Origin of the sequence: Mesobacterium hydrothermale (assembly GCF_035818635.1) — a bacterium.
In the GTDB taxonomy this organism is placed as follows: domain Bacteria; phylum Pseudomonadota; class Alphaproteobacteria; order Rhodobacterales; family Rhodobacteraceae; genus Mesobacterium_A; species Mesobacterium_A hydrothermale.
In genome coordinates this window covers 86,950-98,920 of record NZ_JAYLLH010000017.1, presented here as the reverse complement: position 1 = coordinate 98,920, position 11,971 = coordinate 86,950, and the positions used below count along the sequence as shown (strand labels likewise).

The window sequence follows — 11,971 nt, the reverse complement described above, 5'->3', positions numbered from 1 at the left end:
CGTTTGGCGGGCAGACCCCAACGACATCATCGCCGCAAGAAATCGAGGGTTCCAAATGTTGGATTCAATCCACTAGCGCATCATGACAAGCCGCGGTGCAAGGCGGCCATGACCGACGGTGTGTCGGGCAGGGCCTGCACGTAGTCCGCCAGCGTTTCGGCGGCAAAACCCTGGTCAATCACGTGAGCCAGCAAGGCCACCAGCGGGTTCCAGTACCCTTCGGCGTTCAGCAGAAGGATGGGTTTCTTGTGCAGCCCCAATTGGCGCCAGGTCAGCACTTCGAAGAATTCGTCCAGCGACCCGGCACCGCCCGGCAGTACGACGATCGCATCGGCGTTCATCACCATGACCTTCTTGCGCTCATGCATCGTCTCGGTGACGATGAACCGGGTCAGATCGGTCTTGCCGACCTCCCATTCCAGCAGATGCTGGGGGATCACACCAAAGGTTTCGCCGCCCGCCGCCTGAGCCGCGCGCGCGACCACGCCCATCAGCCCGACGTCGCCGGCCCCATAGACAAGGCGCCAGCCCGCATCGGCAATGGCATAGCCCAAGGCTTCTGCCTGTTCGGCATAGGCCGGATCGTTGCCGTTACGTGCGCCGCAATAGACACATATGGATTTCATTTTCGTGACACTCCGACCCTAGACTACCATGCTGTTTTGACCGGTGATACCGGGGTTGCTATATACGCTCAACCGCAAGACTGCGGGCCGTCGGGGGATTTGGCCGTTGGGGCCAGGACGGAAGGATGAACGATGAGTAAATTTGCCTTTTCTGGCGGCGCAGGAAGCGTTGTCATCGGGGGTGCCGCCGTGGTCGCCGTCGCTGCCGGCGTCTATTTCTCTGGCGTCCTCGCGCCTGCTCCCAATGTGACCGGGGCTGCACTGCCCGCCCCTGCGCCCGAACCGCAGCCGGTGGCGAAGGTCGAAGCCCCTGAGCCGAACCCACCCAGCGTCGTTGTCGAGGATCCACAGGTCGCCCTGTCGCCCGTTCCGCCCCGGTTCGACGTGGTTCGGGTCGAGCCAACCGGCTCCGCCCTTATCGCCGGGGTGGCGATTTCCGGGGCCGAAGTGGCCGTGCTGTTGGACGGGATGGAACAGGCGCGTGCCGAAACCGACACCGGTGGCCGGTTTGTGTCGATGCTGGACCTTGGCACCTCGGACAAGCCGCGCATCCTGACACTGCGGATGTTTGCAGGTGACGAAACTGTCGATTCCGAAGATGAGGTCATCCTTGCCCCCACGCCGGAAGAGCAGGTTGCCGCGCTGACACCCGAGGCCGTGGCCCAACCCGAACCGCCAGTCGAGCCGGTGGCCGAGTCCGCACCCGCGCCCGTGACAAAGCCTGTGACCGAACCAGCCCAACCGACCGACGCCCCGATTGCCGAGGCCGCCGCAGCACCGGCACCCGAACCGGTGGCAGAGATGGCTGCCGAACCCGTGGCGGAGGCCCCGGTGGAACCCTTGGCAGAGCCGGCGCCCACGCCTGCACCCGAAGCCGTAGCCGAACGCCCCGCCGACGCACAGCAGCCCGAGCCGGTTGTGGCCGCGGAAACGCCCGAACCCCCCGCAGACCCAGCGCCACAGCCCGAAGCCGTGGCAGAGGCGGCCCTGGTGGCCAAGCCAGCGGTCGTTGCAACCGCCACACCGGAACCCACGCGTCCCGAGCCCGCGCCTGCATCGCCGTTGGTGTCCACGCCAAGCGTGGCCGCCGCACCGGAACCTGCCCCTGCTGCACCCGCGGTGATTTTGTCAAACAAGGATGGCGTGCGCGTGTTGCAGACCAGTGCGCCGGATGTCACCACCGATCTTGCGCTGGACGCGATCACCTATGACGATGAAGGCGACGTTGCGCTTTCGGGCCGTGGGGCAGGGGCCGCGTTCCTGCGCGTCTATCTGGACAACACGCCGATCACCAATTCGCGCGTGGCTTCTGATGGCAGCTGGCGGGCGGAGTTGCCACAGGTCGATACCGGTGTGTATACGCTGCGCGTCGACCAGGTCGCCGCTGATGGCAAGGTGATCTCGCGCGTGGAAAGCCCGTTCAAACGCGAGGATCCGCAACTGCTGACCGCCGCCGCATCGCCCGATCCCGATGATGCCGCGCCGGTGCGTGCCGTTACGGTTCAGCCCGGCAACACGCTTTGGGCGATTGCGCGCGATCGTTACGGCGAAGGCACGCTTTACGTGAAGCTGTTCGAGGCCAACCGCGACCGCATCCGCGATCCGGACCTGATTTACCCCGGACAGGTGTTCGACATTCCGGAATGATCCTGAGGGGCGGGCTCACACCCGCCGCCAAGGCACCGCCCCCGGATCTCGGGGTGGTTGCCGCAGCAATCCGACAGCACATAGGCAAAGACCCCGCCCAGTTCGGCGTGGTTCAGCCGGTAGCGCATGTTGCGCCCTTCGCGATTGACCTGCACCAGCCCGGCACTGTCCAGCGCCGACAGGTGGAATGACAGCGCCGACGCCGACAGCCCGAGGTGCCGGGCGATGCCCCCAGCGCACATGCCTTCGCCGCCCCGCGACGACAGCAAGCGGACGATTTCCAGGCGGGTATCGTGGGCCAGCGCGGAAAGCGCGGCGAGGACTCGACTCTGTTCCATCAGATGATTATTCAAGAGCCGTTGAAATATTGCAAGCGCTGACGGGTCCGCCGACCCAGGCCTGCCTGCCCCGAGAAGGAGACCCGCGATGCGCGGACCACGCCCCACCACCACGACCGAAGGCCCCACCAACGGATGGGCGATCATCCGGCGCGTCGGGCCGTATCTTTGGCCAGAGGGGCAGACCTGGGTGAAGCAGCGGGTGGTCATCGCCATGTCCTTGCTGCTGGTGTCCAAGCTGATCGCAGTCGGCACGCCGCTGCTTTACAAGCAAGCCGTCGATGCCCTGGGCGGCCAGGTGTCCGACCTGCTGCTGGGTGCCGTCGGTCTGACCATCGCCTATGGCATGGCGCGCCTGATGAGCGTCGGGTTCCAGCAATTGCGCGACGCGGTCTTTGCCAAGGTCGGTCAACGTGCCCTGCGGCAACTGGCGCTGCAAACCTTCAGCCATATTCACCGCCTGTCGATGCGCTATCACATCACCCGCAAGACCGGCGGTTTGAGTCGGATCATCGAGCGCGGGGTGAAAGGCGTCGATTTCCTGCTGCGTTTCATGCTGTTCAACATCATTCCGTTGATCCTGGAACTGGGGCTGGTCGCGGTGTTCCTGTGGATTGCGCTGGATGGCTGGTATGTCGCCGTTGTCGCGGTGGTGATCGCCGCCTATGTCAAGTTCACCTTTGCCGTCACCGAATGGCGGGTGAAACTGCGGCGCCAGATGAACCAGCAGGACACCGATGCCAATCAAAAGGCCATCGACAGCTTGCTCAACTTCGAAACCGTCAAGTATTTCGGGGCAGAGGGGCGCGAAGCGGCGCGCTACGACCAGGCGATGGAAGGCTACGAAGATGCGGCGGTCAAGACTGCAACATCGCTGGCGTTTCTGAACTTTGGCCAGTCCTTCCTGATTACCACCGGATTGGTGATCGTGATGGTGATGGCGGCGCTCGGTGTGCAAAACGGGACGCTGACCGTGGGCGATTTCGTCATGGTCAACGCCTACATGATCCAGATCACCATGCCGCTGAACTTCCTTGGTACGGTCTATCGCGAGATTCGCCAAAGCCTTGTCGACATGGGTGAAATGTTCGACCTTCTGGATCAACCGGCAGAGGTAACGGACAAACCTGGCGCCCCTGACCTGAAGGTCACTGGTGGTGTGGTGGAACTCGACAACGTGGCCTTCGGCTATGACACAGCACGCCCCATCCTCAAAGGCGTGTCGGTGACCGTGCCTGCCGGTCAAAATGTGGCGCTGGTCGGCCCGTCGGGGTCCGGGAAATCCACCATCGGGCGGCTGCTGTTCCGCTTCTACGATGTGCAGGGTGGGGCCTTGCGGATCGACGGGCAGGATGTGCGCGACATCACCCAGGAAAGCTTGCACGACGCCATCGGCGTGGTGCCTCAGGACACGGTGCTGTTCAACGACACCATCCGCTATAACATCGCCTATGGCCGCGCCGGCGCCACCCAGGAACAGATCGAAGAAGCCGCACGGGCCGCGCAGATCCATGATTTCATCCTGTCGCTACCCGAAGGCTATGACACGATGGTGGGCGAACGGGGGCTGAAGCTTTCGGGCGGCGAAAAGCAACGCGTCGGCATCGCCCGCACCTTGCTGAAGAACCCGCCGATCCTGCTGCTCGACGAAGCCACCAGCGCGCTTGACACCGAAACCGAGGCATCGATCCAGGACGCGCTGAAACGTGCGGGACAGGGCCGCACGGTCATCACCATTGCGCATCGCCTGTCCACAATCGCCGATGCCGACCGGATCGTTGTTCTGGAAAAGGGCAAAGTGGTCGAGCAAGGCACCCACGACGCACTTCTGGCCAAGGCCGGGCGCTATGCACAGCTTTGGGCCCGCCAGCAATCCGAAGACGCGGAGGCTGCCTGAGACGCGGCCCTGTGCATCTTCTGGCGGAAAATATCCCAGGGGTGAATTGGCCGCTTGCGGACAAGAGGGGGCAGCGCCCCCTTTCCCCGCCAACCGCAGGCAAAGGCAACGAAAAAAGCACCCGGACGAATGTCGCCGCAGGCGCTTGAAATCACACTATGGGAGAATTTGGTCGGGCTAGCAGGACTCGAACCTGCGACCTTCCGTCCCCCAGACGGACGCGCTACCAGGCTGCGCTATAGCCCGACTTGGTGACGCGGTTCTACCCGAATGGCGCGCGAGGGCAAGCCCCTTTCACAGGTATTTTTCGCCGTCCCGTTACAAACCGCGCCGGGCGCAAAGCTGTTCCAGCTGTGTCACGATGCCTGGCAACATGCGGGCCTGCGCCGCGGTAAGTCCGGTCATCTGTACAAGCTGTGACAGCGGGCCGGGCGCCGCCGTCAAGCTGTCAGGGTCCGGGTCATCCGGCACCCGCACCAAGGGCTCTGATGCCGCTTGCAGGAACGACGGCAGGTCTGGCGGGGTTTCGCGCTGATCGGTGGGTGCTTCGACCATTGCTTCGGTTAGCGGTTCGTCGAACACGCTGCGCAGGAAATCCGGCATCTCATCGCCGAAGTCCGGCTGTTCCGCAGGGGTCCCTTCGGGCTCGCTGGCAAAGACAGGCTCTGCGTCAGGCGTCACCGCGGGCGGCTCTGTCAGCGCATCCGGATCATCGGGCCATTCGGTCGCGGCGACCGGGGGGCTATCGCTTTGGGCAGCGGGCCAGGACACCTCGGGACTGTCGGCCGCCGGGGGCACCGGATCGTCGGGATCGACAGGCCAGTCTTCGGACCATGCGGCTGGGGCATCGCTTTCGCCGGCTGGCCAGGCGGCGGGCTTTGGCGCTTCATCCTCCGGCTCAGCGGGCGTTTGCTGGGCCGCGTGCACGGGCGCGGCAATCGTGTCGTCTGCGACCGGTTCGTCAGTGGCGTCACTCGCGGGATCGTCGGGATCGGCAGGCCAATCGGTCGCCGGAACGGCGGGGCTGTCATCCTCTGACATGGGCCACGGGGGTGGGCTGTCCGGGGCGTGAACTTCAGTCATCGTCACGCCGTCCTCTGCCTGGGCTTCAACCGGCGCGGCCTCGACGGGGTGTTCGGCTGCGGGGCGGGACCAGTCGAAACCGGGTGACAGATCCGCCTGGGGGTCCAGCGCGGCAAATGCCGCATCTGCAAGCGGTGTCTCATCCGTTTCAGGCTGCGCAGGCTCGGCCTTTTCTTCACCATCCGCGTGCTCCGCTGCCGTTTCAGCGGCCTCCGCTTCGACGGTCTCCGCCGTCCGAGCCTCGGGCGTGCCGGTGTCAGAGGCGGGTTCCGCCCATTGCGGCGGGAACGGCACGATTGTGTCGGGTTCGGGCACATCGATAAAGCCTGCCTCGGGGACGTCCTCTACCGCAAGCGGGGCGGCACTTTCTGCGCTGCCATCTTCGTCGACCGGACGGGCGCAAAGCGCGGCGACATGTTTGACACCCTTTTCGCGCAGCACCTTTTGCACGCCTTTGATGGTCATGCCATCTTCGTGCAGCAATTGCTTGATTCCACCCAGCAATTCCATATCGGCCGGGCGATAGTAGCGGCGCCCCCCAGCGCGTTTGACAGGCTTGACCTGGGTGAACTTGCTTTCCCAGAAACGCAGCACATGCGCCGGCGTGTCCAGCCAGTCCGCGACCTCTGAGATGGTGCGGAAGGCGTCTCTGGACTTGCTCATGGGATCGGCCTCAGCGCTTGTTGCCGGCTGCGACGCGCTCTTTCATCAGGTGCGAGGGACGGAAGGTCAGCACCCGGCGCGGCTGGATCGGCACCTCTTCCCCGGTCTTGGGGTTGCGGCCCACGCGCGCGGCCTTTTCCCGGACCGAGAAGGTGCCGAAAGACGAGATCTTGACCTGTTCGCCCGTGACCAGCGCGTCAGAGATATGGGTCAGAACCGCCTCGACCAGGTCGGCGCTTTCGTTGCGGGACAGGCCCATTTCACGGAAAACTGCCTCGCTCAGGTCCATCCGCGTCAGCGTCTTGTCAGTCATACCAGTCTCTCCCATTTGGGGCAGGATAGGACGCGGGAAATTTCAGAGTCAATATCAACGGCTTGCCAGCAGGCCTTGCGGCGGCTGTTGCGGCGCAGAAAATGCCTTTACCAGCGCAGTACCACGGCGCCCCAGGCCAGACCGCCGCCGATCGCCTCGGTTACGATCAGGTCGCCGGGTTTGATCTGGCCGCGTTCCTTGCCCACGGACAGCGCCAGCGGAATCGAGGCAGCAGAGGTGTTGCCGTGATCTTGCACGGTGACCACCACGTGATCCATGTCGAGACCCAGTTTCTTCGCGGTGCCGGTAATGATTCGGATATTGGCCTGGTGTGGCACGATCCAATCCACCTGGTCTGGCGTGATCCCAGCCCTGTCCATCGCTGCGGTTGCCGTCGCTGCCAGCTTTTCCACCGCGTGGCGGAAGACCTCGCGCCCCTGCATCCGCAGGTAGCCGGTGGTCTGGGTGCTGACGCCGCCGTCGACGTAGAGGATTTCCTTGTGGCGCCCGTCGGAATGCAGGTCGACAGACAGGATCCCCCGGTCTTCGCTGGTGCCGGCGCCATCCTGCGCCTCAAGGATCAGTGCGCCGGCGCCGTCGCCGAACAGCACGCAGGTGCTGCGGTCGGTCCAGTCCATGATCCGGCTGAAGGTTTCCGCGCCAATGACCATCACACGCCTGGCCTGGCCCGACAGGATCAGGGCGTTGGCGGTGGACAGGGCATAGATGAACCCGGCACAGACCGCCTGCACGTCAAAGGCAAAGCCGCGGGTCATGCCCAATTCGCACTGAACCATCGTGGCAGCCGAGGGAAAGGTCAGGTCCGCGGTCGAGGTGGCGACAATGATCGCGTCGATGTCGTCCGGCACCAGACCGGCATCGCTCAGCGCATTGCGCGCGGCACGGGTGGCCAGATCAGAAGTGGTCTGACCTTCGGCCGCAAAGTGGCGGCGTTCGATCCCCGAACGCGCGCGGATCCATTCATCCGACGTGTCGAGTGTTTTTTCGAAGTCCGAGTTCGGGACGACCCTGTCAGGCAAGTAGTGCCCGACGCCAATCACCGCGGCGCGAAGTGTCATTTTGTGGTTCCGTTCGTCTGCCCGGTTTCATCCGCATCGTGGTCCGGCGTGACGGCAGATGCAACCCGTGCGGCCAGTTTCTCGCTGAAACCGGATTGCGCCAGGTCATAGGCCAGTTTCACCGCCGCCGCGACGCCGGTCGGATCAGCCGATCCATGGGATTTCACCACCGTGCCGTTCAGACCCAGGAACACACCGCCGTTCACGCGGCGCGGGTCGATGCGTTTTTTCAATCGGGTCAGCGAGGTCAGAGCCAGCAAGGATGCCAGGCGCGACAACGGCGAATAGGAAAACGCCTCGCGCAGAAGATCGCCGATCAGTTTTGCCGTGCCTTCCCCGGTTTTCAGCGCGATATTTCCGGTGAACCCGTCGGTGACGATCACGTCGCAGCGGTTGCCCGGAATGTCGCTGCCTTCAACGAATCCGACAAAGTCGCAGTTCGCGTCGCTGGCATGGTTGGCGATCAGCTCATGCGCCTCTTTCAACTCGGTCCGGCCCTTGTGCTCCTCGACACCGACGTTCAGCAGGCCGACGCGGGGGCGGGGCAGGGACAGGCCGTTGCGGGCATAGGACACGCCCATCAGCGCGTATTGCAACAGGTCGCGGGCGTCGGCGCGAATGTCCGCGCCCACGTCCAGCATCACGTTGAACCCCTGAGGGTTGCGCGAGGGCCACAGAATCGCGATGGCCGGACGGTTCACGCCCGGCAATTTCTTGAGCCGCAGCATCGACAGCAGCATCAGCGCGCCGGTATTTCCGCAGGACACCACCACCGTGGCCTCTTTGTTGCGCACGGCTTCGATGGCGGACCACATCGAGGTGTTGTCGCCATGCCGCATGATGTGGCTGGGCTTGTCCTCCATGTGGACAATCCCGTCCGCGTTGCGGATCTCTGTGACTGCGCTCAGACCTTTGCGGCGCGAAACAAGCTGTTCAAGCTCGTCTTTCGGACCATGCAAGAGAAAGCGAAGATTCGGGTTTTTCTGCGCTGCCTTTGCGATCCCGGCGACAACAGCCGCCGGGCCACGGTCGCCGCCCATTGCGTCGACCGACAGGACAATCGAGCCCTGTGCACCCGTTTCGCTTTGTTGCTCTGCGGACATGCGCCGGGCCCGGTGACTGGTTTAAGCCGCGTCGTCTTCCAGGTCGATCTCGTCGGCCATGGCAACCACCTCACGGTCGGCATAATGACCGCAGGACGGGCAGACATGGTGCGGGCGCTTCAGCTCGCCGCAGTTGGTGCACTCGTTCGGGTTTGCCGCCGTCAGTGCGTCATGTGCGCGGCGCATGTTGCGGCGCGATTTGGAAACTTTGTTCTGTTGGACCGCCATGTCTCAACCTCGATTGCGCGTGAGGGACGGCCCGGCCGCCCGTGTTACAGATTGTGCGGCCTCATACGCGTTAAGCCCGGGGCCACACAACCCTCTATTCGTCATGAAGGCGCGAAAATACGCAAGAATTGCCAATGCGCAAGTCTTTTGTTGCGCGTTTTCAGTCTTCGCCGCCGTCCATCTTGTCGCGCAGGGCCTGCAATGCGGCGAAGGGGCGGTTTTCTTCTTCCTCGAAGGGGTCTTCGGCCGGGTCTTCGGTGTCGGATTCGTCCAGTGCTGCCCCGTCGGCGCGCGGAAAATCCGGCAGGTTCAGGGCCAGCGCCTCGATCATCACCGCGCCAAGGTCGATCACCTCGGTCAACGGCTCCAGCGTGTCATCCTCGGGCATCTCGATCTCGCTGCCCTCGGCCGGGGTGTCGGCGTCGCGCGAATAGACCCGCACCACCGGCACGTCGATCCGCGTTGTCACCGGCACCAGCGTCACCACGCACGGTTGCACAACCGTTGCGCCCAGCTTGGCCTGCAAGCGCCAGCCATCGTGGCCCTCGGGATGCACCGCCCCGTCGAAACGCAGCTTGCGCAGTGCGCCCAGCCCAAGATCCTGCGCGATGGATTTGCGCTCTTCCGGCTCGGGCGCCAGCAGGAAAGGCGTCGGATGCCCCTGTGACAGGCCGGCGGTTCGCAGCTTACGAGGGGCAGAGCTGTGCTTGTTTGTCAAAGCGTTGGGTTTCCCTGACTTGAATGGACGACGTTCCTTCTGTAAGCGGGATAAAAGCCGATGCGGTGCAAGGCAAGAGGGGCGGGATGTCAGGTATTTCTTCGAAGGCGGTCCGGATGACGGTTCTGGGCGCGGTCCTTGCGGTCGGTGCGGCCTGTACCCCGCTGGAACGGACCCATGGCTATGTCCCTTCGGAAGAGGACCTTCAACAAATCGTTCCCGGCGTCGACACCCGTGCCACGGTCGAAGACCTGGTTGGCGTGCCCAGCACTTCTGGCGTGCTGAACGAAAGCGGGTATTACTATATCCGCACGGACATGAGCACCTTTGCCTGGCAGGCTCAGAAGGTCGTCGACCGGACCGTGGTGGCGATCACCTTCGACAACAATGGCGTGGTCGAGAATATCGAAACCTATGGCCTGCAAGACGGAAAGGTGGTGCCGCTGGCACGCCGGATCACCCGGTCGGGTGATGGCGACATCAGCTTCATCCGCAAGCTCTTTGGCAACATCGGCGGCCTGAACGCTGGCCAGTTGCTGGGAGGCGACGGCTGAGCGGGCTTGCGTCACACGTCGGTCATGCTCACATGGTTGATCTGCCGCCAGTGCAAAGGACCGGCCACATGCTCAATCGTTCCCCTAAATTCCGCAGCCGCCTGGCGGTCAACGAAGACGACCTGGCCCGCGCCCAGGCGCTGCGCCACCTGGCGTTCCACGGCGTGGCGGGGCGCGATGCCGACCGCTTCGATGCCGCCTGCGACCACATGCTGATCGAAGAGATCGCCAGTGGCGACTTGGTCGCGTGTTTCCGCTTCCTGCCGCTGGACGGGGGCGGACAGATCGGGCGCAGCTATTCGGCGCAGTATTACGAACTCTCCGCGCTCGAATCCTTTCCCGGGCCGATGGTTGAACTGGGCCGTTTCTGCATCGCCCCCGGTCGCAGGGATCCCGACATCCTGCGCATCGCCTGGGGCGCGATGACAACCTATGTCGATGTCAACGGCGTCGAGTTGCTGTTCGGATGCGCCTCTTTCGCGGGCACCGATGCCCAGGCCCACCTCGATGCTTTCGCCATGCTGAAGGCCCGTCATCTGGCACCAAAGCGCTGGTTGCCTCGGGTGAAAGCGCCCGACGTCTTCCGCTTTGCGGCCCGGCTGCGCCGCAAGCCCGACGCGAAAAAGGCGCTGTCGGGGATGCCACCGTTGTTGCGGACCTACCTGGCAATGGGGGGATGGGTCAGCGACCACGCCGTCGTCGACCGCGACATGAACACGCTGCATGTGTTCACCGGCGTCGAAATCGGCGCGATTCCCCCCGCCCGCAAGCGCGCCCTGCGCGCCGTCGCGGTCTGACACCGCCCCTTTCATCTTTCCGGCAAATACTCTGGGGGTGAATGCCGGCGCAGGCGGCAGAGGGGGCAAAGCCCCCAGACCCTTGGCATCCGCTCCGCGCCGGTTATGTTGGGGCGAAAAAGGATCGCCCATGACCCAGCCCGCCTTTCTGGACAGCCCGCAGGGCCGTCGCTTGGCCTATGTTGCAACCCCCGGAACCGGCCCGACGGTTGTCTTTCTGTCCGGGTACAAATCCGACATGGACGGCACCAAGGCGGTCCACCTCGAAGCCTGGGCCCGGAGCCGGGGCCGCGCCTTCCTGCGCTTCGACTATTCCGGTCACGGGCGCTCTGGCGGCCGATTCGAGGCAGGGTGCATCGGCGACTGGGCCGACGATGCGCAGGCGGTTCTCGAGGCCCTGACCGATGGGCCTGTGATCCTCGTCGGGTCGTCGATGGGTGGGTGGATCGCGTCGATGATGACGCAGAGGCTTGGTCGTGTCGCAGGGTTTGTCGGCATCGCCTCCGCGCCAGATTTTACCGAAGACGGGTTCTGGGCCAGCTTCGACGAAAGCCAGCGCGCCACCCTCCTGAATGATGGGCAGGTGGCCCTGCCGTCGGACTACGGCGATCCCTATATCGTCACCCGACGCTTGATCGAGGACGGGCGCAGCCACCTGGTGCTGCGTTCGCCGCTGCCCATGCCCTTCCCGGTGCGCCTGTTGCAGGGCAGCGCCGACACCGCCGTCAGCACGGACACGCTGCTGCGCCTGTTCGATCATATCGACAGCCCGGATCTGCAAATGACCTTGGTCAAAGGCGTCGATCACCGCTTTTCCGATCCCGCCAGCCTGGCCCTGATCGAAGCCGCGATTGATCAGGTCTCGCCCGCCTGACGGCGTCACCGGCTGCAACGTCATGCTTTGTGCGGGCGCAACGGCGGGCTA

General features: G+C 64.2%; 13 protein-coding genes and 1 tRNA gene. 5 read left to right on the top strand and 9 right to left on the bottom strand.

What is annotated here, in order from left to right; translation table 11 throughout:
* Positions 1–80: 80 nt before the first annotated feature.
* A complete protein-coding gene (locus VK792_RS12750; protein ID WP_326297892.1) occupies positions 81–626 on the bottom strand; it encodes an LOG family protein in 546 nt (181 codons plus the stop codon).
* Positions 627–758: 132 nt separating this feature from the next.
* On the opposite strand from VK792_RS12750, the gene VK792_RS12745 reads away from it, so the two are divergent.
* The gene (locus VK792_RS12745; protein WP_326297891.1) at positions 759–2,273 is read left to right on the top strand and encodes a LysM peptidoglycan-binding domain-containing protein; all 1,515 of its coding nucleotides are present in this window, start codon (positions 759–761) and stop codon (positions 2,271–2,273) included.
* Here VK792_RS12745 and VK792_RS12740 read toward each other — a convergent pair.
* Positions 2,240–2,611, bottom strand: a complete 372-nt coding sequence (locus VK792_RS12740; RefSeq protein ID WP_326297890.1) for an ArsR/SmtB family transcription factor — start codon at positions 2,609–2,611, stop codon at positions 2,240–2,242. The genes VK792_RS12745 and VK792_RS12740 overlap by 34 nt on opposite strands.
* Positions 2,612–2,699: 88 nt before the next feature.
* Here VK792_RS12740 and VK792_RS12735 point away from each other — a divergent pair, with 88 nt between their 5' ends.
* The gene (locus VK792_RS12735; protein WP_326297889.1) at positions 2,700–4,508 is read left to right on the top strand and encodes an ABCB family ABC transporter ATP-binding protein/permease; all 1,809 of its coding nucleotides are present in this window, start codon (positions 2,700–2,702) and stop codon (positions 4,506–4,508) included.
* Positions 4,509–4,677: 169 nt separating this feature from the next.
* On the opposite strand, the gene VK792_RS12730 is transcribed toward VK792_RS12735, so the two are convergent.
* From VK792_RS12730 to VK792_RS12700, 7 genes are all read right to left on the bottom strand, one after another.
* Positions 4,678–4,754 (bottom strand) — tRNA-Pro (locus tag VK792_RS12730).
* 72 nt (positions 4,755–4,826) lie between these two features.
* Positions 4,827–6,254: a MerR family transcriptional regulator gene (locus VK792_RS12725; protein WP_326297888.1), complete on the bottom strand. Its 1,428-nt coding sequence runs from the start codon at positions 6,252–6,254 to the stop codon at positions 4,827–4,829.
* A 10-nt stretch (positions 6,255–6,264) separates the two neighbouring features.
* Entirely contained in the window at positions 6,265–6,567 is a 303-nt protein-coding gene (gene ihfA / locus VK792_RS12720; protein WP_326297887.1) for an integration host factor subunit alpha, read from the bottom strand.
* A 107-nt stretch (positions 6,568–6,674) separates the two neighbouring features.
* Positions 6,675–7,646 carry a beta-ketoacyl-ACP synthase III gene (locus VK792_RS12715; RefSeq protein ID WP_326297886.1) on the bottom strand — a complete coding sequence of 324 codons (972 nt, stop codon included), beginning with the start codon at positions 7,644–7,646 and terminating at the stop codon, positions 6,675–6,677.
* Entirely contained in the window at positions 7,643–8,749 is a 1,107-nt protein-coding gene (gene plsX / locus VK792_RS12710) for a phosphate acyltransferase PlsX (RefSeq protein ID WP_326297885.1), read from the bottom strand. The genes VK792_RS12715 and plsX overlap by 4 nt, the downstream gene beginning before the upstream one ends.
* Positions 8,750–8,770: 21 nt before the next feature.
* Positions 8,771–8,977, bottom strand: coding sequence for a 50S ribosomal protein L32 (gene rpmF, locus VK792_RS12705; RefSeq protein ID WP_326297884.1), 207 nt, complete (start codon positions 8,975–8,977; stop codon positions 8,771–8,773).
* A gap of 160 nt (positions 8,978–9,137) precedes the next feature.
* The gene (locus tag VK792_RS12700; protein WP_326297883.1) at positions 9,138–9,695 is read right to left on the bottom strand and encodes a YceD family protein; all 558 of its coding nucleotides are present in this window, start codon (positions 9,693–9,695) and stop codon (positions 9,138–9,140) included.
* An 86-nt stretch (positions 9,696–9,781) separates the two neighbouring features.
* Between VK792_RS12700 and VK792_RS12695 the strand changes: the two genes are divergently transcribed.
* The 3 genes from VK792_RS12695 to VK792_RS12685 all read left to right on the top strand — a co-directional run bounded on the left by VK792_RS12695 (position 9,782) and on the right by VK792_RS12685 (position 11,920).
* Positions 9,782–10,249, top strand: a complete 468-nt coding sequence (locus VK792_RS12695) for an outer membrane protein assembly factor BamE (RefSeq protein WP_326297882.1) — start codon at positions 9,782–9,784, stop codon at positions 10,247–10,249.
* Between the two features lie 68 nt (positions 10,250–10,317).
* Complete coding sequence (locus tag VK792_RS12690) at positions 10,318–11,046, top strand: GNAT family N-acetyltransferase (RefSeq protein WP_326297881.1); 729 nt, start codon at positions 10,318–10,320, stop codon at positions 11,044–11,046.
* Positions 11,047–11,176: 130 nt separating this feature from the next.
* Complete coding sequence (locus VK792_RS12685) at positions 11,177–11,920, top strand: alpha/beta fold hydrolase (RefSeq protein ID WP_326297880.1); 744 nt, start codon at positions 11,177–11,179, stop codon at positions 11,918–11,920.
* The last annotated feature ends 51 nt before the right edge of the window (positions 11,921–11,971 follow it).

Excerpts from the sequence above, each read along its gene's own strand:
- VK792_RS12750 (WP_326297892.1), bottom strand. The coding sequence starts at position 626 with ATGAAATCCATATGTGTCTATTGCGGCGCACGTAACGGCAACGATCCG.
- VK792_RS12745 (WP_326297891.1), top strand. The coding sequence starts at position 759 with ATGAGTAAATTTGCCTTTTCTGGCGGCGCAGGAAGCGTTGTCATCGGG.
- VK792_RS12740 (WP_326297890.1), bottom strand. The coding sequence starts at position 2,611 with ATGGAACAGAGTCGAGTCCTCGCCGCGCTTTCCGCGCTGGCCCACGAT.
- VK792_RS12735 (WP_326297889.1), top strand. The coding sequence starts at position 2,700 with ATGCGCGGACCACGCCCCACCACCACGACCGAAGGCCCCACCAACGGA.
- VK792_RS12725 (WP_326297888.1), bottom strand. The coding sequence starts at position 6,254 with ATGAGCAAGTCCAGAGACGCCTTCCGCACCATCTCAGAGGTCGCGGAC.
- ihfA (WP_326297887.1), bottom strand. The coding sequence starts at position 6,567 with ATGACTGACAAGACGCTGACGCGGATGGACCTGAGCGAGGCAGTTTTC.
- VK792_RS12715 (WP_326297886.1), bottom strand. The coding sequence starts at position 7,646 with ATGACACTTCGCGCCGCGGTGATTGGCGTCGGGCACTACTTGCCTGAC.
- plsX (WP_326297885.1), bottom strand. The coding sequence starts at position 8,749 with ATGTCCGCAGAGCAACAAAGCGAAACGGGTGCACAGGGCTCGATTGTC.
- rpmF (WP_326297884.1), bottom strand. The coding sequence starts at position 8,977 with ATGGCGGTCCAACAGAACAAAGTTTCCAAATCGCGCCGCAACATGCGC.
- VK792_RS12695 (WP_326297882.1), top strand. The coding sequence starts at position 9,782 with ATGTCAGGTATTTCTTCGAAGGCGGTCCGGATGACGGTTCTGGGCGCG.
- VK792_RS12690 (WP_326297881.1), top strand. The coding sequence starts at position 10,318 with ATGCTCAATCGTTCCCCTAAATTCCGCAGCCGCCTGGCGGTCAACGAA.
- VK792_RS12685 (WP_326297880.1), top strand. The coding sequence starts at position 11,177 with ATGACCCAGCCCGCCTTTCTGGACAGCCCGCAGGGCCGTCGCTTGGCC.